The 26,882-nt window shown below is 65.6% G+C and carries 20 protein-coding genes and 1 pseudogene; 14 read left to right on the top strand and 7 right to left on the bottom strand.

Annotated elements, in window-relative coordinates:
• Positions 1-286 precede the first annotated feature (286 nt).
• From mfd to ACCQ03_RS14620, 3 genes are all read right to left on the bottom strand, one after another.
• Entirely contained in the window at positions 287-3,751 is a 3,465-nt protein-coding gene (mfd, locus tag ACCQ03_RS14630) for a transcription-repair coupling factor (protein ID WP_057680109.1), read from the bottom strand.
• A gap of 655 nt (positions 3,752-4,406) precedes the next feature.
• Entirely contained in the window at positions 4,407-4,949 is a 543-nt protein-coding gene (locus ACCQ03_RS14625; protein WP_003488532.1) for a GNAT family N-acetyltransferase, read from the bottom strand.
• A gap of 470 nt (positions 4,950-5,419) precedes the next feature.
• Complete coding sequence (locus tag ACCQ03_RS14620; RefSeq protein ID WP_057680112.1) at positions 5,420-6,328, bottom strand: 23S rRNA (adenine(2030)-N(6))-methyltransferase RlmJ; 909 nt, start codon at positions 6,326-6,328, stop codon at positions 5,420-5,422.
• 179 nt (positions 6,329-6,507) lie between these two features.
• Here ACCQ03_RS14620 and creB point away from each other — a divergent pair, with 179 nt between their 5' ends.
• The 3 genes from creB to ACCQ03_RS14605 are packed head-to-tail and all read left to right on the top strand — an operon-like array spanning position 6,508 to position 8,906.
• Positions 6,508-7,212, top strand: a complete 705-nt coding sequence (gene creB / locus ACCQ03_RS14615; protein ID WP_170922399.1) for a two-component system response regulator CreB — start codon at positions 6,508-6,510, stop codon at positions 7,210-7,212.
• A gap of 48 nt (positions 7,213-7,260) precedes the next feature.
• Complete coding sequence (gene creC, locus ACCQ03_RS14610) at positions 7,261-8,709, top strand: two-component system sensor histidine kinase CreC (protein ID WP_057686973.1); 1,449 nt, start codon at positions 7,261-7,263, stop codon at positions 8,707-8,709.
• A 14-nt stretch (positions 8,710-8,723) separates the two neighbouring features.
• The gene (locus tag ACCQ03_RS14605) at positions 8,724-8,906 is read left to right on the top strand and encodes a hypothetical protein (protein WP_057678375.1); all 183 of its coding nucleotides are present in this window, start codon (positions 8,724-8,726) and stop codon (positions 8,904-8,906) included.
• Here the strand turns inward: ACCQ03_RS14605 and ACCQ03_RS14600 are convergent.
• Entirely contained in the window at positions 8,903-9,715 is an 813-nt protein-coding gene (locus ACCQ03_RS14600; RefSeq protein WP_209225970.1) for a C1 family peptidase, read from the bottom strand. The genes ACCQ03_RS14605 and ACCQ03_RS14600 overlap by 4 nt on opposite strands.
• A 421-nt stretch (positions 9,716-10,136) precedes the next feature.
• Between ACCQ03_RS14600 and creD the strand changes: the two genes are divergently transcribed.
• A complete protein-coding gene (creD, locus tag ACCQ03_RS14595) occupies positions 10,137-11,456 on the top strand; it encodes a cell envelope integrity protein CreD (protein ID WP_039570552.1) in 1,320 nt (439 codons plus the stop codon).
• A gap of 76 nt (positions 11,457-11,532) precedes the next feature.
• On the opposite strand, the pseudogene ACCQ03_RS14590 reads toward creD, so the two are convergent.
• Positions 11,533-12,377, bottom strand: a pseudogene (locus ACCQ03_RS14590) (C1 family peptidase).
• 396 nt (positions 12,378-12,773) lie between these two features.
• Here ACCQ03_RS14590 and ACCQ03_RS14585 point away from each other — a divergent pair.
• The 5 genes from ACCQ03_RS14585 to ACCQ03_RS14565 all read left to right on the top strand — a co-directional run bounded on the left by ACCQ03_RS14585 (position 12,774) and on the right by ACCQ03_RS14565 (position 17,494).
• Positions 12,774-13,385 (top strand): GNAT family N-acetyltransferase, encoded by a 612-nt coding sequence (locus ACCQ03_RS14585; protein ID WP_057678373.1) that lies wholly within the window; start codon positions 12,774-12,776, stop codon positions 13,383-13,385.
• A 121-nt stretch (positions 13,386-13,506) separates the two neighbouring features.
• Positions 13,507-14,391 (top strand): carbon-nitrogen hydrolase family protein, encoded by an 885-nt coding sequence (locus ACCQ03_RS14580; RefSeq protein WP_057678372.1) that lies wholly within the window; start codon positions 13,507-13,509, stop codon positions 14,389-14,391.
• Between the two features lie 19 nt (positions 14,392-14,410).
• A complete protein-coding gene (locus tag ACCQ03_RS14575; RefSeq protein WP_150146631.1) occupies positions 14,411-15,502 on the top strand; it encodes a DUF3616 domain-containing protein in 1,092 nt (363 codons plus the stop codon).
• Between the two features lie 68 nt (positions 15,503-15,570).
• Entirely contained in the window at positions 15,571-16,974 is a 1,404-nt protein-coding gene (gltX, locus tag ACCQ03_RS14570; protein WP_209225972.1) for a glutamate--tRNA ligase, read from the top strand.
• 13 nt (positions 16,975-16,987) lie between these two features.
• On the top strand, positions 16,988-17,494 hold the full coding sequence (locus ACCQ03_RS14565) for a transcriptional repressor (protein ID WP_017157169.1): 507 nt from the start codon (positions 16,988-16,990) through the stop codon (positions 17,492-17,494).
• Positions 17,495-17,815: 321 nt separating this feature from the next.
• Here ACCQ03_RS14565 and ACCQ03_RS14560 read toward each other — a convergent pair whose 3' ends face one another.
• Complete coding sequence (locus ACCQ03_RS14560; RefSeq protein WP_057678371.1) at positions 17,816-18,457, bottom strand: TetR/AcrR family transcriptional regulator; 642 nt, start codon at positions 18,455-18,457, stop codon at positions 17,816-17,818.
• A gap of 107 nt (positions 18,458-18,564) precedes the next feature.
• Here ACCQ03_RS14560 and ACCQ03_RS14555 point away from each other — a divergent pair, with 107 nt between their 5' ends.
• From ACCQ03_RS14555 to ACCQ03_RS14535, 5 genes are all read left to right on the top strand, one after another.
• Complete coding sequence (locus tag ACCQ03_RS14555) at positions 18,565-19,779, top strand: efflux RND transporter periplasmic adaptor subunit (RefSeq protein WP_057678370.1); 1,215 nt, start codon at positions 18,565-18,567, stop codon at positions 19,777-19,779.
• A 17-nt stretch (positions 19,780-19,796) separates the two neighbouring features.
• Positions 19,797-22,940: an efflux RND transporter permease subunit gene (locus ACCQ03_RS14550; RefSeq protein WP_209225974.1), complete on the top strand. Its 3,144-nt coding sequence runs from the start codon at positions 19,797-19,799 to the stop codon at positions 22,938-22,940.
• Position 22,941: 1 nt separating this feature from the next.
• Positions 22,942-24,447 (top strand): efflux transporter outer membrane subunit, encoded by a 1,506-nt coding sequence (locus ACCQ03_RS14545; protein WP_057678368.1) that lies wholly within the window; start codon positions 22,942-22,944, stop codon positions 24,445-24,447.
• The gene (locus tag ACCQ03_RS14540) at positions 24,440-25,126 is read left to right on the top strand and encodes a TetR/AcrR family transcriptional regulator (protein ID WP_057678367.1); all 687 of its coding nucleotides are present in this window, start codon (positions 24,440-24,442) and stop codon (positions 25,124-25,126) included. Before ACCQ03_RS14545 ends, ACCQ03_RS14540 begins: the two co-directional genes overlap by 8 nt.
• Positions 25,127-25,221: 95 nt before the next feature.
• A complete protein-coding gene (locus tag ACCQ03_RS14535; protein ID WP_057678366.1) occupies positions 25,222-25,692 on the top strand; it encodes a (R)-mandelonitrile lyase in 471 nt (156 codons plus the stop codon).
• A 109-nt stretch (positions 25,693-25,801) separates the two neighbouring features.
• Here ACCQ03_RS14535 and ACCQ03_RS14530 read toward each other — a convergent pair whose 3' ends face one another.
• On the bottom strand, positions 25,802-26,710 hold the full coding sequence (locus ACCQ03_RS14530; protein ID WP_039570576.1) for an AraC family transcriptional regulator: 909 nt from the start codon (positions 26,708-26,710) through the stop codon (positions 25,802-25,804).
• Positions 26,711-26,882 lie beyond the last annotated feature (172 nt).

Raw genomic sequence — 26,882 nt, 5'->3', positions numbered from 1 at the left:
TCACCGCCTGTGGATTAATTGCTCAGCTTTGTCGCAAGCAGGCTCAGGGGGACTATCCGGGTCTGTCCTGTTGGACAGTTCGCCACAGTTTCGGCACGGCGTGGCGGGCGGAGCCCGGCCTGCTCGCGCCCGTAAAGCACCGGCAGGCGGTTCATCCACACAGGATGCGCGGCGCGTTAGCTGACGGGCGAATGCGACCAGGCCGGGGCTTGTTCGCCGGCCTGGTCGCTCGTCACGCGTGATGGTCGAGCTGGGTGCGGTCGTCGCTTGCCCGCGCCGCAGTGCTTCAGCCCGGCGACAACGCCGCCAACAGGCCGCGTGCCGCATTGAAGCGGTCGGCGCCTTCGGGCATCGGCAGCTTGATGCGCAATTTGTCCGGGCCATCCATCGTGTAGATCTTCGGCTGTTTCTGGATCATCTGGATGATGGTCATCGGGTCGATCGCCGGCTTGGCCTCGAACACCAGCCGCCCACCGTTTTCGCCCAGATCCAGCTTGCGCACGCCCAGCGCATTGGCCTGCAGCTTGAGCTCGGCAATGGCGAACAGGTGCTTGACCGGGTCCGGCAGCAGGCCGAAGCGGTCGATCATCTCCACCTGCAGTTCGCGCAGCGCATCGGCATCGCGGGCGCTGGAAATGCGCTTGTACAAGGTCAGCCGCGTATGCACGTCGGGCAGATAATCCTCGGGAATCAGCGAGGCCACGTGCAGTTCGACGTCGGCGCCGCGCACTTCCTCGCCGGCATCCAGGTCGGGCAGCTTGCCCTGGCGGATGCTGCGCACCGCGCGCTCGAGCAGTTCGGTATACAGGCTGAAGCCGACCTCGGCCATCTGGCCGCTTTGGTCTTCGCCGAGCAACTCACCGGCGCCGCGGATTTCCAGGTCGTGCGTGGCCAGGGTGAAGCCGGCACCGAGCTCGTCCATCGAGGCAATCGCTTCCAGGCGCTTTTCTGCATCGGAAGTCATCGAGCGGCGATCCGGCACCACCAGGTACGCATAGGCGCGGTGATGCGAGCGACCCACGCGGCCGCGCAACTGATGCAACTGCGCCAGGCCGAAGCGGTCGGCGCGGTTGATGATGATGGTGTTGGCATTGGGAATGTCGATGCCCGATTCGATGATCGTGGTCGACAGCAACACGTTGAAGCGCTGCTTCTGGAAATCCAGCATCACCCGTTCCAGCTCGCGCTCGGGCATCTGTCCATGCGCGATACCGATGCGCGCTTCCGGCACCAGTTCGGACAGATCGCGCTGCATGCGCACGATGCTTTCCACGTCGTTATGCAGGAAATACAGCTGACCACCGCGACTGAGTTCGCGCTGGAAGGCCTCGCGCAGCAGCGTGTTGTCCCACGCGGTGATGAAGGTCTGCACCGCCAGGCGGTTCGGCGGCGGGGTGGCGATGATCGACAGGTCGCGCAGGCCGGCCATGGCCATGTTGAGCGTGCGCGGGATGGGCGTGGCGGTGAGCGTGAGCAGGTGCACGTTGGCTCGCATCGCCTTGAGCGCTTCTTTCTGCCGCACGCCGAAGCGCTGTTCTTCGTCGACCACGACCAGGCCGAGATCCTTGAACTTCACATCCGGCTGCAACAAGCGGTGCGTGCCGATGATGACGTCGATCTCGCCGCTGGCGACCTTTTCCAGTTCTGCCTTGATTTCCTTGGTGCTCTTGAAGCGCGACAGCACTTCCACCTTCATCGGGTAATCGGCGAAGCGGTCGCGGAAATTGCGGTAGTGCTGTTCGGCCAGCAATGTGGTCGGTACCAGCACGGCGACCTGCTTGCCGGCGCTGGCGGCGGCGAATGCCGCACGTACCGCGACTTCGGTCTTGCCGAAGCCCACGTCGCCGCAGACCACGCGGTCCATCGGTTGGCTGCTGCCCAGATCGCGCAGCGTCGCATCGATGGCGGCCAACTGGTCGCCAGTTTCCTCGAAGGGAAATCCAGCCGCGAACGGCTCGTACATCGCGCGGTCCACCTGCAAGGCCAGGCCGGCGCGTGCGCGTCGTCGCGCCTGGATCTCCAGCAGTTCGGCGGCGACGTCGCGGACCTTTTCGGCGGCCTTGCGCTTGGCCTTGGTCCATTGCTCGCCGCCCAGCGAATGCAGCGGTGCGGTTTCCGCCGAGGCGCCGGAGTAGCGGCTGATCAGGTGCAGCTGCGCCACCGGCACATACAGCCGGTCGCCCTTGGCGTATTCGATTTCCAGGAATTCGCCAGGCATGCCACCGGCATCGAGCACGATCAGGCCGCGGTAGCGGCCCACGCCGTGATCCTCGTGCACGATCGGCGCGCCTTCGGACAGCTCGCCCAGATCGCGGATGATCGCTTCCGGCTCGCGTCCGACCCGGCGCGCGCGGCGCGGCTGGTTGGCCCGTTCCGGGAACAGCTGGCGTTCGGTCAGCAGCGCAACCTGCGGCTGATCCAGCGCAAAGCCGTCTTCCAGCGGCGCCACGGTGATGCCAAAACGCAGCGTGCCCGCCAGGAACGCCGGCACATCGGCGACCAGCTCCGGCTTCAACTGCGCGGCGGCCAGCACTTCCATCAAGGCTTCGCGGCGGCCGGCCGAATCTGCAGCAACCAGCACGCGGCCCGGATAATGGCTCAGGAACGTCGCCAGCGCCTGACCGGCCGGCGCGTCTTTTGCGGCCACCGGCAGCGGCGGCAACGGTTGGTCGCCGAGCGGGGCGGCTTCATCGATGCGCGCATGGTCGCCGGCCCACACTTCGATACGCGCCAGCTTGTTGAGCCGCTCGCGCAGCGCATCCGGCGATTGGTACAGCTCGTCCGGCGGCAGCAGCGGGCGTTCCACATCGTGTCGGCGCTGTTCGTAGCGGTTCTGCGCCTGCGTCCAGAATGCGTCGGCGGCATTGGACACGCCGGTGGCAATCACCGGCAACACGCGCTTGTCCAGGTAATCGAATAGCGTTGCGGTCTTGGCGAAGAACATCGGCAGGTAATACTCGATGCCCGATGGCGCCAGCCCGGATTTCAGGTCCTGGTACAGCGCGCTGCGCCGGGTATCCACGTCGAAGCGTTCGCGCAGGCAGGCCAGCACGCGCTCCACGCTGGCATCGTCCATCGGCACTTCGCGGCCCGGCAGCATCTTGACCGCGTCCACCTTGTCCAGCGAGCGCTGCGATTCCGGGTCGAACACGCGGATCGAATCGATGTCCTCATCCAGCAATTCGACGCGCAATGGCGTGTCCGCGCCCATCGGAAACACGTCCAGCAGGCCGCCGCGGACCGCGAAATCGCCCGGGTCCATCACCTGCGGCACGTTGCGGTAGCCGGCGCTTTCCAGGCGGCGCTTTTCCGCATCCAGATCCAGGCGCTGGCCAACGGTGAGATCGAAGCTGCCGCCGACGATGTAGCTCAGCGGCGCCAACTGCTGCAGCAAGGTCTGCACCGGCACGATCACCACGCCGCGGGTCAGCCCAGGCAGGCGGTGCAGGGCGGCCAGCCGCTGGCTGATGATTTCCGGGTGCGGGCTGAACTGGTCGTAGGGCAGGGTTTCCCAATCGGGGAATGGCACCACCGGCAGCGCCGCATGTTCGCCGAGCAAGGCATGCAGATCGGCTTCGATCTGATGCGCGCTCTGGTTATCGCGGGCGATCACCAGCAGGGGGCCGGCATGCGCTTCGGCTGCCCGCGCAATCGACCACGCCAGCGCAGTCGGAGAGGACGGGGCGCGCCAGTAGGCGCGGAGCTGGCCGGACTTGGGCAGCGGCGGGGAGGGGAAGGTAGGCGACGGCATCAGCCGGCGATTTTATCAGAGCCCCCGCAGTGCCCGGTCCATCCGGCGTGAAAGCTGGCGGTGGGCTACCTGACCGGATGTGCACGGCGGGTCATGGCATTGGGTACGCGGGTGCAAGTCATGCGCACGCTCGCGAGGCAAAGACCCACTCGCTCGAGTGCGCGGTGCCCTCACCGCTTGCGGGACACGCCATGAATCCGTCCCTGCAGGCTCGGTGGCGGCATCCATGCCGCCGCAGGTTCCGCACGCGGCGAGGACATCACAGCAGTCGGTTTTACATGGCGCCTGGGTATGAGCCAGACACAGCGCTCCCGTCATCACGGCAACACTCTCGACGGTTGTGAGCTCTCTGTGGCGAAACGTCGGGCTGTCTCCCTCCGGGGAGCGGCGTGCGCGGATGAAGCGTGGCATCCATGCCACCCCAGGATCCTGCACGCGGCGAGGGGAAGGACCCGTAGGTGGCCTTCGGTGTCAGCCAGCGTGCCGATCCTTTCGGGGGCTTGCAGCTTACCGTCGAGGAACATCAGGCCGCCGCGCAATGGGGTCTCTCCGTGATGAAGCAAGCCCCAAGCCCCGATCACGCAAAGCAGCCGCGATCTGCTTTGACGAATCCCAAATCCCGCATCCCGAATCCCGAATCCCGAATCCCGGCAACTCAAGCATCCAGCTCCAACACCATCCGCACCAGTTCAGGCGATTCCGGGTGCGCCTGCGGCTTGAAGCCCAGCGATTCTGCCAACTGCAGCATCGGCACATTGCTTTGCAGCACATCGCCGAACAGGCAGTCCAGGTATTTGCGCCGTGCCCACTTGACCAGCTTGCGCATCAGCTGCCGCCCCAGCCCCTGGCCGGCGACGAAGCTGCTGACCAGGATGGTGTATTCGGCCTGGCGTGTGCCCGGTACCAACGCGGCGCGCGCGACCGCACCCACCAGTGCTTCGCCGGGCGGCAATTGCTCGGCGGCAACCAGCACGATCTCGCTCTTGGGGTTGGGATGAGTCAGGCGTTGCACCATCTCCGGGGTGATTTCGGTGGAGGAGCGCACAAAGCGCGCGCGAATTTCCTCCGGTCCCAACAGGCTGAAAGCTCCCTGCAGCGGCGGACCATCCTCGGGACGGATCGGGCGAAGCAGAAGAGTGCGGCCATTGGGCAGGCTGAAGTTTTCATGCCAGGGAGGCATGCGATTGCGAATGGCCATGACCGGTGTTCCTTAAAGATCGGAAGATTCTGGCACCAGCCCGGCGCGCAACCGTGAATGAATCCGGTGTGCCGCCGGGGGCCGACAGGAGGTGGCAGTGCTTCTCACACAACTGTAACGAGCGGAGCCGTGAGCCGGTCGTGAGCGTGATGGGGCGCGCACTGTGGCAGCCGAGTGAAAGCAACGGAGCCGCCGGAAGGCGGTTGTCACCCGGCCTGGCCTTCCTGGGATAGGTGTATCCGGTGCAGCAACCGCTCGTCTGCGCTGCGCTGAGGTGTTCGCGGCAGCTGCTGTGTCGCCGAGGACAGCAAGCCCATGGCAACGCACATCCCGGTGCCCGGCAGCATGCACGCGATCTGCGGGCGGCGCAGCAGGCATTACACGCGGCGCGCATGGTGCGGGCCATTGCAGCGGTGCAACGACAACGCCTGCATACCCACCGCGATGGGCAGGCGCCCGCGCCTGCCGGCTCAGCCGTCCTGGCGCAGCCACTCCAGCCGGGTCGAGGCGCCGGGCTCGCCGAGATGCTGCTTGAGCACCGGCAACGCCGGCGCCAGCAGCTGGTCGAACTGCCAGGGCGCGTTGACGATCAATAGCCCGCTGCCGGTCAGGCGCAGCGGCGAGTCGTCCGGGCGCACCTGCAGCTCGGCGACCAGCACCGACTTGGCCGGCAGCGCGGCGGCCTTGCGCATGAACGGCTGCAGGCTGCGGCGCAGCTTGATCGGGTACCACACCATGCAGATCGCCTGCGGCCAGCGCGCCAGCGCCTCGCGCACGCTGTGGATGATCTGCGGGTATTCGGCGTCCTGCGCTTCGTAGGGCGGGTCGATCAGCACCAGCCCGCGGCCGATCTTGGTGTCGCCAGCGCGCGGCGGCAGGAAGGCGCGGATCGCCGCATAGCCGTCGCCGGCGTGCACGCGTACCCTGCTGTCCCTGGCGAACAGGGACTTGAGCGCCTCGGCTTCGTCGGGCTGCAGTTCGCAGAAGGCCATGCGGTCCTGCTCGCGCAGTGCTTGCGCAGCCAGCAGCGGCGAACCGGGGTAGTAATTGAGCTGGATGCCGGCGGTCGGGCGGGTGGGCTTCTGGCCGGGCATGGCCGGGCGGGCAACGGATTGGTTGTCGGCCTGCACCGCGCGCAGATAGCGCTCGACCACCTCGGGCAAGCTGGCCTCTGCCATCAGCCGCATCACGCCGGCATCGGCCTCGTTGGTCTTGCGGCTCTCTTCACCCCCGAGTTGGTAGCGGCCGCGCCCGGCGTGCGTGTCGAGCACGAAGAACGGAGTGTCCTTGCGCTTGAGGGTGTCGATCAGGGCAAGCAGGGCGATGTGCTTGAGCACGTCGGCATGGTTGCCGGCATGGAAGGCGTGGCGATAGTTCATCGCGGCAGTGTAGAGGCTGCGGCGCGATTTGTTGCCGCCCATTGCGGCCGACGCGGTGCAAGCGCACGGTGGCGACCTCCAGAGGCTGCGCGATGCCGCAAGCAGCATGGGGTATGCGTCCTGTCCTGCCACGCCCTGCGTGGACCGCCTCCACCTGTAGGCCGTGCCCGCATGCCGGTATGCTGCGCGGCATGTCCGAGTCTGCTGCCCGTGTGCTCGTCGTCGAAGACGAAGCCGCCATTGCCGATACCGTGCTCTACGCGCTGCGCAGCGAGGGCTATGCGCCCGAGCATTGCCTGCTGGGCCGCGATGCGCTGACGCGCCTGCGCGCCGATCCGGCCGATGTGGTGATCCTCGACGTGGGCCTGCCGGACATCAACGGGTTCGAGGTGTGCCGCACCTTGCGCAGTTTCAGCGAGGTGCCGGTGATCTTCCTGACCGCGCGCAACGACGAGATCGACCGCGTGCTCGGCCTGGAGCTGGGCGCCGACGATTACATGGCCAAGCCGTTCTCGCCGCGCGAGTTGGTGGCGCGCGTGCGTGCGCGCCTGCGCCGACGCCATGCCGGCGCGGCGGCCGAATCGGGCTGGCAACCGCACGGCGCGTTTGCGATCGACCGCGAGGGCAGCCGCATCCGCTACGGCCAGACCCTGCTGCCGCTGACGCGCTACGAATACGCGCTGCTGGCTGCGTTGCTGCAGCGCCCCGGTGCGATCCTGAGCCGTGCGCAACTGATGGACCGTGGCTGGGATGCCAGCGCCGACAGTGCCGACCGCACCGTCGACACCCACATCAAGACGCTGCGCGGCAAGCTGCGCCTGGCCGGCGTGCCGGTCGACCCGATCCGCACCCACCGTGGCCTTGGCTACGCGTTGGAAGTGTAGGCATGCGCCGGCACGCACGTGGCGACCTGAGCGAGGCTGCGCGCTGACATGCGGCTCGGTCTCAAGCTGTTTCTGGGTTTCTTCCTGATCGTGGGCCTGGCCGCGTTCTTCGTGATGCGGGTGTTCGTCAACGAGGTCAAGCCGGGCGTGCGCCAGGCAATGGAATCCACGCTGGTGGATGCGGCCAATGTGCTGGCGGAAATCGCCAGCAGCGAACTGGCCGCCGGCACGCTTGCCGATGGCAGTTTCGCGCGCAACGTGGCCAGGGCGCAGCAGCGCGATCCCAAGGCATGGGTATGGCGCTTTCGCAAGAGCACGGTGGATTACCGCGTGACCGTCACCGATGCGCGCGGCGTGGTGATGTTCGATTCGCTGGGCCGCGACGTGGGCCGCGACAACTCGCGCTGGAACGATGTCTACCGCACCTTGCGCGGCGAATACGGCGCGCGTTCCAGCCCGGAGATCGATGGCGACCCTACCGCCACGGTGATGCATGTGGCCGCGCCGATCTATGCACCGGACGACCGCGGCAAACTGATCGGCGTGCTGACCCTGGCGCAGCCCAATCGCAGCATCGACCCGTTTATCGAAGCCAGCCAGCGCAACATCCTGCAGCGCGGCGCCTGGTTGATCGGCATTTCCGCGTTGATCGGCATCTTGATGACCTGGTGGTTGATGCGCGGCATCGGCCGGCTCAATCGCTATGCGCAGGCGGTGAGCGCCGGCATCCCGGTACCGCCGCCCAAACCGCGTGGCGATGAAATCGGCGATCTGGGCCACGCGCTGGAGAGCATGCGCCGCAAGCTGGAAGGCAAGGCGTACGTGGAGCAGTACGTGCAGTCGCTGACGCACGAGATGAAAAGCCCGCTGGCGGCCATTCGCGGTGCTTCGGAGCTGTTGACCGAGCCACTGCCGGAGGCCGACCGCCAGCACTTCGTTGCCACGATCCGCGCGCAGGAACACCGGCTCACCGAAACCATCGACAAGCTGCTGGCCCTGGCCGAGGTGGAGCAGCACGGCTGGCTGCAGAAGCGCGAGCGCATCGGTATCGATGGGCTGCTGCAGGCTGCGGCGGACGCGGTGGCGCTGCGCGCGGCGGCCGCTGGCGTCACCGTGCAAGTGGATGCAGGGGCCGGGGCGTCAGGCGATCACGACGTACTGGGCGATGGTTTTCTGCTGAGACAGGCACTGATCAATCTGCTCGAAAACGCCATCGCGTTTTCGAAGCAAGACAGCCATGTGCGCCTGCATGCGCGGCTGCGCGATGGGCGCTGGGAGTTGGTGGTCGAAGACCGTGGCAGCGGCGTGCCCGATTACGCGCTCGAGCGCGTCTTCGAGCGGTTCTATTCGTTGGCACGTCCGCAGACCGGCCAGCGCAGCTCCGGGCTTGGCTTGCCGTTCGTGCGCGAGGTTGCGCGCCTGCATGGCGGGGACGTGATGCTGGGCAATCGCCACGGTGGCGGTGCGCGTGCGGTGTTGCGCCTGCCGATCGGTTGAGTCGCTGCAGGCAGTTGTCACGGTGGGCCGGCGCCGGTGGCAGCTGCGCGTTCAAGGCGACGGCATGCGCCAGAGCACATGCCGCGCCTGCGTCGATCAGCGTGCGGCGCGTGGCCGTGCTGAACCAGTTCGCCCGCCATCCCTCGCAGCTCTATGAAGCTGCACTGGAAGGGGTGATGATGTTCGTGCTGTGCTAGTACGCCACGTCCGCGACGATCACATCCTTGGCGACCACCGACCAGGACAGTTTGCCGAAGCCCTTGTTGCCCCATGCGGTGCCCCAGCTGTTTTCCACGATCAGTCCTTCGCTGTCGTAGCCCAGCGCGATGACCGCATGCCCGCCCAGGATCGGCGTTGTGATGTCGTAATCGACCTGATTCTTGGCTGTCAGGTCTTCAAAGCCCTGGCGCACGTAGAAGCCGATCGCCACCGGCGTGGAAGAGGCAAGGGCGAGCTTGATCTGTTGGATCAGGGCGCTTCCCCCATTCCCCCTGCCCGAATACAGCACGGTGTAGTGGCGATACGGCGTCGGGTTCTTTGCAGCGTTGGCCTTGTCGGCGGCAGTGGGTTGGTGTTTCCAGTCGTAGTTGCCCCACGAATAGTGCTGCTCGGTGTCGATGCCCTGCGCAAGCGCGATCTGCAGCGGCGCTTCCAGGGTGGAGCCTTCATCCACGCCGCCGTTGACCTGGCTGTACAGGTACATCGGGGCAAAGCGCGTCTGGGCCTGTTTGTTGGCATTGGCATACCAACCGGTCAGTGTATGAGCGGTCGCCCATGACGCGCAGGCATCGACCTGCCCTTGGTCGCCCGGCGTGATCGCCCATGCAGTCAGGTCGACACTGGCAGGCAGCGGTGTGCTCACGCTCTCGGTACCGAACAGCGGAGTGACAGGCTGCATCAACGACGAAGGCTTCAGGCCCATGCCATGCACTGCCGCCTGCGCGGCGGCGGCGGTCAGGCTCAGGGCGGCGAGCAGGCAAAGGGCGAGCGAACGGTGCGAGTTCATGGAAGACGGCTCCAGGTTGAGAGATGAATGCAGTCGTGCGCAGTTGCCGAATCACTGCCGAGTGGGCGTGCGGCCATGGCAGCGCTGATGCAGCGCATGCGGCTCAGGACCGCATCGAACAACAGCGAACTGGAAGCCGCGACCAAACAAGAACGAGGGATCGGAGGCTGCGCACCTGCCCGTGCATCGTTACGCGTGAAGGCGAGGCGTGCGGCGGCAAGGCGAAGTGCTGCCGATCAAACAGAAGCCTGTGCTGGGTACGGGTGGCACTTTGCCGCGGTGAAAACCGTATTTCGTCAATGCGTCACAGTGCCGGTCGCCAACTGTCCGGGGCGCCCACTTCACATTCGCTTCAAATTCGCCTCAAACCGCCAACACCGGCGTCGCGCACCCTGGCCGCCTCCCAAGCTGAGGACGGCTGATGAAATCCCTGAAACTGTTGTTGCGGTTCGCCACCATCGGCGGGCTGATCCTGCTGTTGTTGGTTCCGCTGCTGCTGATCCGTGGCGCGGTGCAGGACCGCGCGCGTTACCGCGACGAGGCGGTGGAGCGGGTGGCGCAAAGCAAGGCCGGCGAGCAGCAGTTCATCGCGCCGGTGCGGGTGCTGCCGTATACCGAAGACGTGCAGGTCACCGAGCCGGACGAGCAGGGCAACCAGCGCAAGGTCTGGCGCAAGCGCGAAGGTACGCTGCTGCAAACGCCGCGTCGCCTGAAACTCGGCGGCGAAATGCTGCCCTCGGTGCGCGAGGTGGGCTTATACCGCGTGCAGGTGTATTCCTGGAAGGCCACCTTGCATGCCGAATACGACCCCTTCGACTATGCGGCTGCGCCGACCCGTGTGTATGGCCAGCCGTATCTGGCAATCGGGATTTCCGACGTGCGTGGGTTGGTCGGCACGCCACGCCTGCAGGTCGATGGCCGCACGCTGGCGCTGGAGAGCGGCGCAGGCGCACTGGCCGACCGTTCGGCGGGCATCCATGCCCAACTGGGTCCGCTGGCCGACCCGCTCGCCGGCCGGCTGCAGGACGGCAACGTGGTGGACATGCAGTTCGTGCTGGACGGCACGCGCCGGCTGGCCATCGCGCCGATCGCCGACAACAACGACATCGCCCTGCGCTCGGACTGGCAGCACCCGTCCTTCGGTGGCCGCTTCCTGCCGAATGCGCCGAGCATCGGGCCGAAGGGCTTCGATGCGAGCTGGTCGCTGTCGTCGCTGGCCACCGGTGCGCAGACGCAGTTGCAGTCCAGCCATGCGGCGCTGGATATGCTGGAAGTGCGCCTGGTCGATCCGGTGGACGTGTATACCCAGGCCGACCGCGCCAGCAAGTACGGCATCCTGTTCGTGGTGCTGACCTTCGTGGCCTTCGTGCTGTTCGAGCTGATCAAGCGTTTGCCCATCCATCCGTTGCAATACCTGCTGGTGGGCCTGGCGCTGGCGATCTTCTTCCTGCTGCTGCTCAGCCTTTCCGAACACATCGCGTTCTGGCAGGCCTACCTGGTGTCGGCGGCGGCATGCATCGGCCTGCAGTTCTTCTACCTGTCCGGCGTGTTGCGCAGTTGGGTCCGCGCGGCTGGCTTCTCGGTGATGCTCACCGCCTTGTATGCGGTGCTCTACAGCCTGTTGATCTCCGAGGACAACGCGCTGCTGATGGGGTCGTTGCTGCTGTTCGGCATCCTGGCCAGCATCATGTGGGTCACCCGCAAGCTCGATTGGTACGAGCTTGGCAACAGCCTGCGTTGAGGCCGGCATTGCCTGTCGTGTCGATCCCGGCGGCGGCATGCGCCACCCGCCGGGATCGACAGGGCCGATGCGGCCCTCAGTTGGCGATATGCGCCTCGATCACGTCCTTGGCCACCACCGACCAGGATAGCTTGGCGAATCCTTTGTTGCCCCAGCCTTTGCCCCAGCTGTTTTCGATCAGCAAGCCTTCTTGGTCGTAGCCCAGCGCAATCACTTCGTGGCCGCCTTCGATGGGGGTTTTGGTATCGTAGTCAACATTATTGGTTTGGTCGAGATAAAAGAAGCCGCTGCGGACCCAGAGGCCGATCGCCACCGGGGTGCTATTGGAAAGCGATTGCTTGATCGCATTGATCAACTTGCGTCCGCCATTGCCTGAAAATCGGCGAACAGCGCGGTATACGACTTATAAGGCGGTTTGTATTTGCCGGCGTTGACGTATTCGTCCTTGGTGGGCTTGTCCTTCCAGTCGTAGGCTCCCTGGAAATAGTGGGGCTGTGTGTCGATGCCTTGCGCGATGGCCAGCCGTAGCGCGTCGCTCGCCGATGCCGCTCCGCCGTCGTACTGGGAGCCACCGAGATTGATTTGGGAGTAGACGTACATGGGGGCGAACTTGGTCGTCTTCTGCTGGTAGGCGTTGGCGTACCAACCCGCCAACGTATAGCCGACCGCCCATCCGACGCAGGAGTTGACTTCTTTCTGATCGCCGGGTTCGATCGCCCAGCGGGTCAGATCGACTCTGGCGGGAAGCGCTGCGATCGTCGCCTCCTCGGTCATTCCCTGCTCCACCATCATCGGCAGGGCGGGTTGGATCTGGGGCGATGGAATCAGGCCCATTCCATGGGGCGTCGGCTGTGCATGCGCCGTAGCGGACAATCCCAGGAGCCCGATGATGCTGAGGGTAAGCGTGCGCTGCAGGATCATGTAGTGATTCCAAAGTGAGGCGCGGGGCATGCACTCGGCATCGGAGTGCGCCGAGTCCCCGCGCGGAGCCGCGGTAAAGGGGTCTGAAGTGGTGCTCGCCGTGGTCCTCGGCCCGTTGAACCCGGTGGCCAGCGTTGCGGCTGCATCGTGTTTGCATGGAGCGGCTGCCGACGCCACGTACAGATAGTCGATGTGTTGGCGCCGACAAAGGCGCCGCGATGCGAAGAAATGCATGCATAACGGAATCGTGCAGGGGCCGTGCGTTGCAAATTGCGAGCGCGTCTTGCCGCTTTCGGTGTTCGCACAACCGCAGAGGGCGCTTGCCTGCCAGCAGTCGGGCAACCGCCGCGCGGAGCGCATGGCCACGTCGAGCCATCGCCGTCAGGCTGGCTTATCATGCCATGCATGACTGACATGTCCCTCACCGTCGACACGGTGCGTGGCGAGGCGGTGTTGGCGCATCTGGATGCGTTGGCGCGGCTGCGCGTCGCCGTCTTCCGTGCATGGCCGTATCTGTACGAAGGCGATGCGGATTACGAGCACGGTTATCTGGCCGCCTACGCGGCCTCGCCGGACAGCGTGTTCGTGCTCGTCCGCGATGGTGATGCGGTGGTCGGCGCCTCCACTGGCCTGCCGCTGCTCGACGACAGCGACGCGTTCCACGCACCGTTCCGTGCGGCAGGCATCGATCCGGCCGGCGTGTTCTATTTCGGCGAATCGGTGCTGCTGCCGGCGTATCGAGGGCAGGGGATCGGCCATGCATTTTTCGACCGGCGCGAAGCGCATGCACGCGCGCTGGGCCGCTTTGGATTGACCGCGTTCTGCTCGGTGGAACGGGCGCCCGACGACCCGCGCCAACCAGCCGATTACCGCCCTAACGATGCGTTCTGGCGCAAGCGCGGTTACGCCCCGCAGCCGGGCATGCGGGTGCACCTGCACTGGGCGGAGTTGCAACATGGCGAGATCGACCACAGCTTGTCTGTGTGGACACGTGCGTTGCCGCAGTGAGCGGCTACCGCCCTACAGCGACTGACAAGCGTCGCCGGCGGTGTACAAGCTCGCTGCACGCTGCCTCGCCAGGCGCTCTGATTGCTTCGCCGCGTCGATCCAACAACCCAAAGGCCACCAGATGAAAATTGCCGTTGCCAAATACCCCATCGGCAAGCCTGTCGATTTCGCTGCATTTGCGGCGCGCCAATCGACCCTGATCGCCGAAGCCGCCAACGCCGGTGCGCGGGTGGTGGTGCTGCCCGAATATCTGTCGCTGGAGCTGGGCGCAACGTTCGACACGCAGATTTCTGCCGGCCTGCCCGAATCGCTGGTGGCGATCCAGGCGCTGCGTGGGCCATGGCTGGAACTGTTTGCGCGGTTGGCGCGGGAACATCGGCTGCATCTGATTGCCGGCAGTTTCCTGCTGGATCTGGGCCACGGCCGCTACCGCAATCGCAGCGACTGGTTTACGCCGGAGGGCCTGCACGGCTGGCAGGACAAGCTGCAGCTCACCGGCTTCGAAAAGGCCACCGGGCTGATCGAGCCGGGCGACGAACTGAAGGTGTTCGAGCTGGACGGCATGCGCGCCGCGATTGCGATCTGCTACGACAGCGAGTTCCCGCTGCCGGTACGTGCGCAATACGAGGCCGGTGCGCGCTTGTTGATCGTGCCCAGCTGCACCGACACCGCTGCCGGCGCCATGCGCGTGCGCATCGGATGCCTGGCGCGCGCGCTGGAAAATCGCGTGTTCGTGGCGCAGTCGGTGACCGCAGGCCAAGCGCCGTGGAGCCCGGCGTTGGACATCAATACCGGCGAGGCGGCGGTGTTTGCGCCGATGGATGTCGGCTTCCCCGCCGATGGCGTGCTGGCGCAGACCCAGGGCCAGGCCGTGTGGGCACTGGCCGAGTTGGACTTCGCCGCGTTCGAGGCCAGCCGCACGCAGGCGCAGGTGGCCAACGACCGCGATTGGCCGGGGCAGTTGGCGCCCGATGTGACGCGTGCCAAGCTGGCTGCGTTCGGTTGATCCCTTGCCGCAGGTGCCCATGGCCAAGAAAACCCTGATTCCGCATAGCGTCCGGCTCGAGTTCGCGCCCGGTGCGCTGGTGCACAGCAATCTGTCCGGCGCCGCCTTCACCGACGATTGGCTGTGGGTGGCCGGCGACGAAGCCTGCGCGGTGGACCGGCTGCGCAAGCTCGACCCCGCACAGCGGCAGACGCTGCGCTTCGGCGAAGGGCAGAGCTTCCCGCTGGCGGACCTGCTGGATCTGCCGGGCGAAGACGGCGAGGAGGCCGACCTGGAAGGCATGGGGCTGTCGGATGGATTCTTGTGGGTCGTCGGCTCGCACGGCAGCAAACGCAAGAACGCCAAGCGCGGCCGCGACGACGCCGAAAACGCCAAACGCCTGACCAAGTTGAAGCTCGATGCCAATCGCCGCCTGCTGGCCTGCCTGCCGATCGAATATGCGCAAGACGGCACCCCGCAGCTGGTGCGCGAAGCGGCCGACGGCCGCCGGGCGCTGCGGCTCAAGGGCGATGCCAAGCACAACCAGCTCACCGACCTGCTTGCCGACGACCCGCATTTTGGTCCGTTCCTGAAGATTCCCGGCAAGGACAACGGCTTCGATATCGAAGGCATCGTGGTCGATGGCCAGCGTTTGCTGCTGGGCCTGCGCGGGCCGGTGCTGCGTGGCTGGACGGCATTGCTGGAGATCCAGGTGGAAGCCCACGGCGACCACTTGCGCCTGGCCCCGCTGGACGAAGACGGCACCCTGCTGCGCAAGCATTTCCTGCAGTTGGGTGGGCTGGGCATCCGCGACCTGCATTATTCCGGCGACGATCTGTACCTGCTGGCCGGGCCGACGATGGTCTTGAACGGCGAAATCCGCCTGTTCAAATGGCCGGATGCGCGCACCGTGCTGGCCGCCAACCGCGCACCGGTGCGCTTCCAGCACGACCTGCTGGAATCGGCAGTGCTGCCGCATGGCAAGGACTGCGACCGCGCCGAGGCCATCTGCAACCTGCCCAGGCAACTGGCGGGCAAGATTCCCACCTGGCTGGTGCTGTACGACGCGCCGGGCACGGCCCGCAGCGACGGCGAGTGCGTGGTGTACGGCGACCTGCTGCGCAACCGCTGAGCCAGGGGCCGGGCAGGGCCACGCTGCGCAAGGTAAAATCGGGCGACTCCCGTTTTGCCGAGCGCTCCATGACCTGCCGCACCCGTTTCGCTCCCAGCCCCACCGGTTACCTGCACATCGGCGGCGCCCGCACCGCCCTGTATTGCTGGCTGGAGGCACGCCACCGCGGCGGGCAGTTCGTGCTGCGCATCGAAGACACCGACCGCGAGCGCAGCACCCAGGCGGCCATCGACGCCATCCTGGAAGCGATGGAGTGGCTGGGCCTGGGTTACGACAAAGGTCCGATCTACCAGACCCAGCGCATTGCCCGCTATCAAGAGGTTGCCGAGCAGTTGCTCGCGCAGGGCAAGGCGTATTACGCCTACGAAACCCGCGAAGAACTCGACGCCATGCGCGAGGCCGCCATGGCCAGGCAGGAAAAGCCGCGCTACAACGGCGCCGCCCGCGAGCAGAACCTGCCGTATCGCGACGACCCCAATCGCGTCATCCGTTTCAAGAATCCCGTCGGCGGCACGGTGGTGTTCGACGACCTGATCAAGGGGCGCATCGAGATCGCCAACAGCGAGCTCGACGACATGGTGATCTTCCGCCCGGACGGGTTTCCCACCTACAACTTTGCAGTGGTGGTGGACGACTGGGACATGGGCATCACCGAGGTCATCCGCGGCGACGACCATATCAACAACACTCCGCGCCAGATCAATATCTATGAGGCACTGGGCGCACCGGTACCCAAGTTCGCGCACATGCCGATGATCCTGGACGAGCAGGGCGCCAAGCTGTCCAAGCGCACCGGCGCGGCCGACGTCATGCAGTACAAGGACGCCGGCTATCTGCCGCATGCATTGATCAATTATCTGGCGCGCCTGGGCTGGTCGCATGGCGACCAGGAGCTGTTCACCCAGCAGGAATTGCTGGACCTGTTCGACGTCAAGGACGTCAATTCCAAGGCCGCGCGCCTGGACATGGCCAAGCTCGGCTGGGTCAATCAGCATTATCTGAAGACCGACGACCCGGCCAGCATCGCCCCGCAGTTGGAGTACCAGCTTGCCAAGCTCGGGGTGGACATCGCTGCCGGCCCGGCCGCCGCCGATGTGGTGGTGGCGTTGCGCGAGCGCGTGCAGACCTTGAAGGAAATGGCCGAAAAAGCCGTGGTCTGGTACCGGCCGCTGGAAACCTATGACGAAGCGGCGGTGATGAAACACCTCAAGCTGGGCGCCGAGGTGCCGCTGGGCAAGGCGCGCGAGTTGCTGGCTGCGGTGGAGACGTGGAGCGTGGAGAGCGTCTCGGCGGCGCTGCACGACGCTGCTGCCGCGTTGGAACTGGGCATGGGCAAGATCGCCCAGCCGCTGCGCGTGGCCATCACCGGCACCCAGGTCAGCCCGGACATTTCGCAAACGGTGTACTTGGCCGGACGCGAGGGTGCCTTGAAACGCATCGATGCGGCACTCATCAAGATTGGAGCGGCCTGACGCCGGAGCCTGTATGACCAAGCATACCCACGCCCAAGACCTCGCCTGTACCGCACCGCATCACCACGTCGACGACGCCAACGGTTTCGTGCGCGCGGTGGAGCGTGCCTGCAGCGAACGCGGCCTGCGGCTGACGCCGATCCGCGCCAACGTGCTGCGGCTGATCGCCGACGCCGGCAAGCCGGTCAAGGCCTACGAACTGCTGGACTGGGTGCGCGAAGGCAAGGGCGTGGGCGCCGACGCCCCGCCCACGGTGTACCGCGCGCTCGATTTCCTGATGGCCAACGGCTTCGTGCACAAGCTCGAATCGGTCAATGCGTTCGTCGCCTGCCACCACCCCAACAGCGCCCAACACTCGGTGCCGTTCCTGATCTGCGACCGCTGCCACAGCGCGGTGGAGCTGGAAGATCGCGACGTGGTGTCGCAACTGGAAGCCCGCGCCAAGGCGCTCGGGTTCCAGCCGCAGGCACAGACGCTGGAAGTGCACGGCCTGTGCGCGAAATGCGCAGTGGCCGAGTGATCAGCGCCTAGGTCGCGCGTACACGCGGCCTGTTCCAAGGCGCTGGTGGCGCGATGCCCGGGTGGCAGCCTGCTTGCGATGGCAGCGTGTTGAAGCGCAATCGCAATACCGTCAATCGCAACCCCGCTCAATCGCCGCAGCGGCATGCTTGCGCCAACAATGTAGCATCGCTGCCTGGTCGAATCATGCGGTGATGACGACGCTGCCTTCTAGCCAGCGGGGCGGCGGCGTGGTTTAGACGTCTAAGTGGCTGCAGGCTTGGCGTCTGTACGTGCACTGCGCGTCCTCGCGCAGTGCAATGCAGTGACCTCGCAAGGGGCGTCACGCCGCTTTGCCGGCCTTGCCGCCATACGCGGCCAGAAACGTCTGCACCGCACGTCGCGTCGCGTCGTGCAGGAACTCGGGCGCGGGGTCTTTGAGTGCGCCAAACAGGCAGGGCATCAAGGTTTCCGATTCCAGCAAGGCAGCGTACTGGTGGGCGGCAAGCAGGGTGTCTTCGCAATGGAGCAGGCCGCAATCCACCTGTGCCTGCAGGTATTCGGCAAAGCGCTGGATGCCTTCCTCCTGCCCGGCGCTGAAATACAGCGCGCCGACCGCCGATCTGCCGGATACCCCGATGATGGTCTGCCAACTGGTGATATTGGGCGGGGCGCACAGGAACCGCAGCACATCCTCGCCGAAGCGCTGCAGTGCCTCATCGACCGGGCCGCTGCTTTGCGAAAGCGCATGCAGCAACGGATCGAAATAGCGGTCCGACATGTCCTTGGCAACGGCCACGAACAGCTCTTCCTTTGACGGAAAGTAGCCGTACAGCGTGCGCTTGGAGCCGCCCACGCGGGCGGCGATCTGCGACATCGACGCGCCTTCGAAGCCCAGCTCGAGGAAGACCTCGCTGGCCGCCTGGACGATGGCCTCGCGTTTTTCTTCGGTTCTGACCCGCATCGGGTTCTCCCAATAATTCATAAGTATACCGACTGGGCAGGAATGCTTGACGGCTACGGATGCGCTTATTAGGATACCGAACCGTACCGTTTAGATTTAATCATTACACCTCCGTCGGAGACCTGCCCGTGCGTGCCCATGCCTCGTTTCGCCCGTCGTTGCTTGCTGTTGCCGTCGTCGTCACCGCCCTGCTGAGCGCCTGCGGCAGCCCGCCGGGAGGCCCGCCGCCGCAGGAAGGCACCCCGGAAATGGGTGTGCTGACCGTCAAGCAGCAACCGGTGACCCTGACCACCGAATTGCCGGGGCGCACCGTTCCGTACCTGATCTCCGAAATTCGCCCGCAAGTGGGGGGCATCATCCAATCGCGCCAGTTCACCGAGGGCGGCGACGTCAAGGCTGGCCAGACCCTGTACCAGATCGACCCGGCCCAGTACCGCGCCAGCTATGCCAGCGCGCAGGCGTCGCTGGCCAAGGCCGAGGCGACCCTTCGCACCGCGCAGCTCAAGGCCGAGCGCTACAAGGAACTGGCGCAGATCAAGGCGATCAGCCAGCAGGAAGGTGACGACACCGATGCCGCGCTAGGTCAGGCCAAGGCCGACGTGGCAGCCGGCAAGGCCAGCGTGGAGACCGCGCGTATCAACCTGGCGTTTGCCCGGCTCGATGCACCGATCTCCGGACGCATCGGCCGCTCTAGCGTGACCCCGGGTGCGCTGGTGACCGCCAACCAGGCCACTGCGCTGACCACCATCCAGCAGTTGGACCCGATCTACATCGACGTCACCCAGCCCAGCAGTGCGGTGTTGCGTCTCCGGCAGGCGATGGCACGCGGCGATCTGGAACAGGCCGGCGACGGCGCGGCCAAGGTGTCGCTGCTGCTGGAAGACGGCAGCACCTACCCGCTGCAGGGGCACCTGGCGTTCTCCGACGTGACCGTCGACCAGAACACCGGCTCGATCACCCTGCGCGCAGTGTTCCCCAACCCGAACGCCGAGCTGTTGCCGGGCATGTACGTGCGCGCGGTGCTGCAGGAAGGCGTCAAGGAGCAGGGCATGCTGGTGCCGCAACAGGCGGTCTCGCGCAACGGCGCCGGTAAACCCACCGCCTTCGTCGTCGGCGCCGACCACAAGCTGCAGTTGCGCGTGCTGGAAACCGATCGCGCGGTGGGCGACCAGTGGCTGGTGCGCAGCGGCCTGAAGCCCGGCGAGCAAGTGGTCGTCGAAGGCGCGTCGCGCGCGCGCGATGGCATCGAGGTCAAGACCGTGCCGTGGCAGCCCAAGGCCACGCCCGCCGCCGGCAATGCTGCCGGTCCTGCTGCCCCGACCGCACCGCGTGCGGCCAACTGAAGGCGGGATCACACGTCATGGCACGTTTCTTTATCGATCGTCCGATCTTCGCCTGGGTGTTGGCCATCATCGTGATGCTGGCCGGCATCCTCTCCATCGCCACCTTGCCGATTGCGCAATACCCCAGCATCGCACCGCCGGCTGTCGCCATCACCGCCAACTACCCGGGCGCCTCGGCGCAGACGCTGGAAGACACCGTCACCCAGGTCATCGAGCAGAAGATGAAGGGGCTGGATCATCTCAGCTACATGGCGTCCACCAGCGAATCCAGCGGTGCGGTGACCATCACCCTGACCTTCGAAAACGGCACCGATCCGGACACCGCGCAGGTGCAGGTGCAGAACAAGTTGTCGCTGGCCACGCCGTTGTTGCCGCAGGAAGTGCAGCAGCAGGGCGTGACGGTGACCAAGTCGGCCACCAACTTCCTCAACGTGCTGGCGTTTACGTCCGAAGACGGCAGCATGAGCGATTCGGACCTGTCCGATTACGTGGCCGCCAATGTGCAGGAAACCATCAGCCGCGTCGAAGGCGTGGGTGACACCACCTTGTTCGGTTCGCAGTACGCGATGCGGGTGTGGATGGACCCCAACAAGCTGAGCAATTTCAACCTCACGCCCGTGGATGTGCGCAACGCGATCCAGGCGCAGAACGCGCAGATTTCCGCCGGCCAGTTGGGCGCGTTGCCGGCGGTGGCCAACCAGCAGCTCAATGCCACCATCACTGCGCAGACCCGGCTGAAGACCGCTGAGCAATTCGAAAGCATCCTGCTGCGCACCCAATCCGATGGCGCGCAGGTGCGCTTGCGCGATGTGGCCCGCATCGAGCTGGGCAGCGAAAGCTACAACACGGTGGGCCGTTACAACGGCAAGCCGGCTGCCGGTCTGGCGATCAAACTGGCCACCGGTGCCAATGCGCTGGATACGGTGCGCGCGATCGATAAAAGCCTGGAAGAGCAGGAAAAGTTCTTCCCGCCCGGCATGAAGGTGCAAAAGCCGTACGACACCACCCCGTTCGTGCGCATCTCCATCGAGCAGGTGGTGCACACGCTGGTGGAAGCGGTGGTGCTGGTGTTCCTGGTGATGTACCTGTTCCTGCAGAACTTCCGTGCCACGTTGATTCCGACCATTGCGGTGCCGGTGGTGCTGCTGGGCACTTTCGGTGTGCTTGCGGCGTTCGGTTTCACCATCAATACCTTGACCATGTTCGCGATGGTGCTGGCGATCGGTTTGCTGGTGGACGATGCGATCGTGGTGGTGGAAAACGTCGAGCGCGTGATGAGCGAGGAGCAGTTGTCGCCCAAGGACGCCACGCGTAAATCGATGGACCAGATTTCCGGGGCATTGATCGGCGTGGCGCTGGTGCTGGCGGCGGTGTTCGTGCCGATGGCGTTTTTCAGCGGATCCACCGGCGTGATCTACCGGCAGTTCTCGATCACGATCGTCTCGGCGATGACCTTGTCGGTACTGGTGGCGATGATCCTGACCCCGGCCTTGTGCGCCACCTTGCTCAAGCCCGTGCACAAGGGTCATGGCCTGGCCACCACCGGGTTCTTCGGTTGGTTCAACCGCCTGTTCGATCGCGGCAACACCAGCTACCAGGGCGTGGTGCGGCACATGCTCGGCAAGGGCTGGCGCTACATGCTCGCCTACGCGGCGTTGCTGGCCTTGGTGGTGTTCGGATTCATGAAGTTGCCGGTGGGATTCCTGCCGGACGAAGACCAGGGCACCTTGTTCGTGCTGGTGCAGTTGCCGCCCGGTGCCACCAATGCGCGCACCAGCGATGTGCTCAAGCAGGTGGAGCATCATTTCCTGGTCGACCAGAAGGATTCGGTTGCCGGTGTCTTCGCCGTGACCGGTTTCAGTTTTGCCGGTAGCGGCCAGAACGTGGGCTTTGCCTTCGTCAAGTTGCGGCCGTGGGACGAGCGCACCGGCAAGGGCCAGAGCGTCACCGACGTGGCGGCCAAGGCCGGGGCATTTTTTGCCGGTATCCGCGATGCCAAGGTGTTTGCGTTCGCACCGCCTGCGGTGTCGGAGTTGGGTAATGCCACCGGCTTCGATCTGATGCTGCAGGACCGCGCCAATCTGGGTCACGCGGCGTTGATGCAGGCGCGTAATCAATTGCTGGCAGAACTGTCGCAAGACAAGCGCCTGGTGGCGGTGCGCCCCAATGGCCAGGAAGACACGCCCGAGTTCAAGCTGGAAATCGACCCGCATAAAGCGCAGGCGATGGGCGTGTCGATCTCCGACATCAACGACACCTTCTCCAGCGCGTGGGGTAGCACCTACGTCAACGACTTCATCGACAAGGGCCGGGTCAAGAAGGTGATGCTGCAGGCCGATGCGCCATATCGCATGAACCCGCAGGACATCGACCACTGGTTCGTGCGCAACAGCGCCGGCACCATGGTGCCGTTCAACGCCTTCGCCACGGCAAGCTGGCAATCCGGGTCGCCGCGGCTGGAGCGTTACAACAGCGTGCCGTCGATGGAGATCCTGGGCATGGCGTTGCCGGGTGCGGCCTCCAGCGGCGAGGCAATGCAGATCGTCGAAGCCGCAGCCGCCAAGCTGCCACCGGGCATCGGTTTCGAGTGGACCGGGTTGTCGCGTCAGGAAAAAGCCTCGTCCGGTCAGACCGGCCTGTTGTACAGCGTCTCGATCCTGATCGTGTTCCTGTGCCTGGCCGCGTTGTACGAAAGCTGGGCGATTCCATTCTCGGTGATTCTGGTGGTGCCGCTGGGCGTGTTCGGCACGCTGCTGGCGGCCATGCTGACCTGGAAAATGAACGATGTGTACTTCCAGGTGGGCTTGCTCACCACCATTGGCCTGGCATCGAAGAACGCGATCTTGATCGTGGAGTTCGCAAGGGAATTGCACGAGAGCGGCAAGAGCCTGGTGGCCGCAGCACTGGAAGCGGCGCGCATGCGCTTGCGGCCGATCCTGATGACCTCGTTGGCCTTCATCCTCGGCGTGGTGCCGCTGGTATTGACCAGCGGTGCCGGCGCCGGCGCGCAGCACGCGCTGGGCACGGCCGTGATCGGCGGCATGGTCTCCGGCACGGTGCTGGCGATCTTCTTCGTGCCGCTGTTCTTCGTGCTGGTGTGCGGCCTGTTCCAGCGCCGTGCACAACCTGCCTCGCCCGCACCGCAACCCACAGGACACTGACATGACCGCGATTCGCATGACTCTTTGCGCGCTTGGCGTGGCCAGCGTGCTTTCCGGTTGCACGCTGATGCCGCGCTACACGCGGCCCGACGCACCGGTGCCCGCGCAATTTGCCGGCACGGATGTGTCGGCAGCCCCTCCGGCTGCCGCTGCCGATACCGGCAGCACCACCGACACGGCGTACATCGCCGACATCGGCTGGCGTGAGGTCTTCACCGATCCGGCGCTGCAGCAGGTGATTGCGCTGGCACTGGACAATAATCGCGACCTGCGCGTGGCCGCGCTCAATATCGAGGTCGCCCGCGCGCAATACCGGGTGGATCGCGCCGCGCTGCTGCCCGCCATCGAGGGCACCGGCACCGCCAACAATGCGCGCACGCCCTCGGAGCTAGCCATTCCCGGCCAGCCGCAGGTGTTCCGCACCTACAGCGCCAACATCGGCATCAGTGCCTACGAGCTGGACCTGTTCGGGCGCGTGCGCAGCCTGAAGGAACAGGCGTTGCAGCAATTCCTGTCCACCGCCGAGGCACGCCGCAGTACGCATATCAGCCTGGTGGCAGAAGTGGCCACCGCCTACCTGACCTTGGCGGCCGACCAGCAGTTGCTGCAGCTGGCGCAATCCACCCTGAGCAGCCAGAGCGACAGTTATCGTCTGCAGCAGCGCAGCTTCGAACTGGGCGCGGCTTCGCAACTGACCTTGCGTCAGGCGCAGACCACGGTGGAAACCGCACGTGTGGATGTGGAGCGCTACACCGCGCAGGTGGCGCAGGATCGCAATGCCCTGGTGCTGCTGGTCGGCAGGTCGGTGCCGGTGGAATTGCTGCCACATGCACTGCCCGACAACGCGAGCGTGGAAGGCAATGTGTTGGCCAGCGTGCCGGCCGGCCTGCCATCGCAGTTGCTGCAACGTCGCCCGGACATCCTGGAAGCCGAGCGCAACTTGCGTGCGGCCAACGCCAATATCGGTGCGGCGCGGGCAGCGTTCTTCCCCAGCATCAGCCTGACCGCATCTACCGGTTCGTCCAGCAGCAGCCTGTCCAGGCTGTTCGATGCCGGCACGCGTGCCTGGAGTTTCGTGCCCACGCTGACCTTGCCGATCTTCAATGCCGGGCGCAATCGCGCCAATCTGGACATGGCCAAGGCCAATCGCGATATCGAAGTGGCGCGCTACGAAAAATCGATCCAGAGCGCGTTCCGCGAGGTTTCCGACGCGTTGGCGCAGCGCGACACGCTGGGCAGGCAATTGCAGGCCCAGCAAGCGCTGGTGGATGCCACAGCCGATAGCTACAAGCTGTCGCAAGCGCGTTTCGAACGCGGCATCGACAGCTATCTGCAGGCGCTGGATGCGCAGCGCTCGCTGTACAGCGCGCAGCAGACCTTGATCAACACCCAGCTGTCGCGCTTCACCAACCTGGTGACGTTCTACAAGGCCATGGGCGGAGGCTGGCTGCAAACCGCTGCGCCCACTGCCGCCGCGACCCCGCCAGCGGAGCCGTCGCGTGGATGACGATGCGCCACCCGTTGCGCCCAGGCGTGCGCCACACGAAAAGCGTGGCGCCATCCTGGCGGCGGCAGGCGTGCTGTTTCAGCAGCACGGTTTCGACCGGACCAGCATGGACACCATCGCCGAACGCGCGATGGTGTCCAAGGCCACGGTGTATGCGCATTTTGCGTCCAAGGAGGTGCTGTTCCGCACTACTTTGGAAGCGCTGGCGCAGGCCTCGCCCAATCGCTGGACGGCCTTGCTGGAGCTGCAGGGCCCGTTGGAGCGGCGCCTGGCTGCGGTGGCCGATGCAGTGCTGCGCGTGTCTGCCAGCAGCATGCGCGATGATGCCGCCTATGGCCTGGTGCGCCCGCCACTGCTGCCTGGCCAGATGCGCGAGGAAATGTGGACGCTGTGCTTCGGGCGCTACGACACCATGATGCGCACGCTGTTGGCGCGCGAGGTGCAACGCGGCGCCTTGGTGATCGACAACGTGCCCGATGCATCGGTGCACTTCTTCGGATTGATGACCGGGCGGCCGGCCACCGCTGCCGCGCGCGACGATGCGACAGACGCGCAATCGGTACAGCTGGATGCGGATGCGTATGTCAGCGGTGCGGTGGCGTTGTTCCTGCGGGCGTATCGACCGGGCGCGGTGGTGCCGGAGGCTGACGGCAAGCGCGAGGTGCCCCGCGGATTTTAGGCCGCCCGGGGTGCGATGAAGCATGCGTGCGTGCCCAGGTCATGCCAGTGGACGAGCGCGCTACAGTGCGCAGACTCAAATGAAGGAGCACTGTAATGCAACTGTTCGCGACCGCGATGTCCGTCTCCATGCTGGCCGCCGTGACACCGGATGAGGCCGCGCAGCCGATCAAGGTGAGCAAGGCGGGCGGGGCGCCGTCGGCAGTGGGGTCGGCCGCGTATTTCACCGGCAAGGTGCGCATCGACGCACCGTTCCAGGCCGACGCACCGGCACGCGTCGGCGGCGCCACCGTCACCTTCGAGCCGGGCGCGCGCACTGCATGGCATACCCATCCGCTGGGCCAGACGCTGATCGTGACCGCTGGCGCGGGGCGCGTGCAGGAGTGGGGCAAGCCGGCGCAGCAAATTCGCCCGGGCGATATCGTGTGGATTCCGCCTGGCGTCAAGCATTGGCACGGCGCCAATGCCAACGTGGCGATGACGCATATCGCCATTGCCGAATCGCAGGACGGCACTCCTGTCACCTGGCTGGAGCAGGTGAGCGAGGCGCAATACGCGCAGGAGTAGACGGATGTGGATGCCGATACTGGCGCGGTGATGGTGCCGCCTTGGCGTAAGCGAACGCTGCGGCGGATGGCCGGGGCCGCGGTGCGGCCTGCGCCGCGTACAGCAGCGCTTACGCCGCTTCGGTGGCGTCCTGCGCGTTGGCACGCAGCCGTTGCGCATCGCGCGCAGGCGAGATGCCGAGAATGCGTGCGTAGTCGCGACTGAACTGCGATGCGCTCTCATAGCCAACCCGGAAGCCGGCATCGGCGGCGGTCAGCGCCTCGGCCACCATCAGGCGGCGTGCTTCGTGCACGCGCAGCTGCGAGCGGTATTCCAGCGGCGTCAGCGTGGTCACCGCCTTGAAATGCGCATGGAAGGTGGAGCGGCTCATTGCCGAGAGATCGGCGATCTGCTCGATGCTGAAGCGCTGCGCATAGTGCTCGCGCAACCACACGATGGCCCTGGAAATCTGGTTGAGCCGGCTGTCGGCGATGGCCATCTGGCGCACCGCCGCATTGGCCGGGTCGGCCATCAGGCGGTACAACAGTTCGCGCACGATCAGTGGAGCGAGCGCGGCAATTTCATGCGGTTGATCGAGCAGGCGCGCCAGCCGTAGCGCAGCGTCCTGCAACTGCGGCGTGCTGCGATTGAGCAGCAACCCGGCCGATGCCGCGTCGCGCTGGGTGTCCACCAGTTCCGGATGATTGATCGCAAGCTCGCTGAGCACCGCGGTGTCCAGGTCCAGGCAGAAACACAGATACGGTTGCGCGCTGCTGGCTTCGATGACCGAGCCGACGATGGGCAGATCCACCGACGCCACCAGGTACATCTGCGGGTGATAGACGTACGCCTGCGCGCCCAGCATTGCCTGCTTGCGGCCTTGCGCCACCAGACACAGCATGGGTGTATACACAGTGGGCATGGCCACTGTCGGCGATGCGCTGCGCATGATCTGCAACCCGGCGATCGGCGTGGAATGCATGCCGTCGCCAGGCGCATGACGCAGCAATATCGTGCTCAACTCGGTCAGCGAAGACATGCGAAAACCCGTCGACGATGCAATGCGGCCCAGCCGCGAGGGCACCGATCGTACAAGAGTGCAGGTGGTGTGGGCGGCAAGGTCCATTGCGCGGGTTGTGGGCGTGCGCCCGCCGCCAAGCGCTGCCGCAGTCGTGGCCGCCTTCGCTTTAACTGCGCGTTGGCCCTGATAG

This window comes from Xanthomonas sp. NCPPB 3569 (genome assembly GCF_041475645.2).
GTDB lineage: Bacteria > Pseudomonadota > Gammaproteobacteria > Xanthomonadales > Xanthomonadaceae > Xanthomonas > Xanthomonas phaseoli.
Note: the sequence above shows the minus strand (reverse complement) of the source record. Positions and strands in the feature narration are given on the sequence as shown.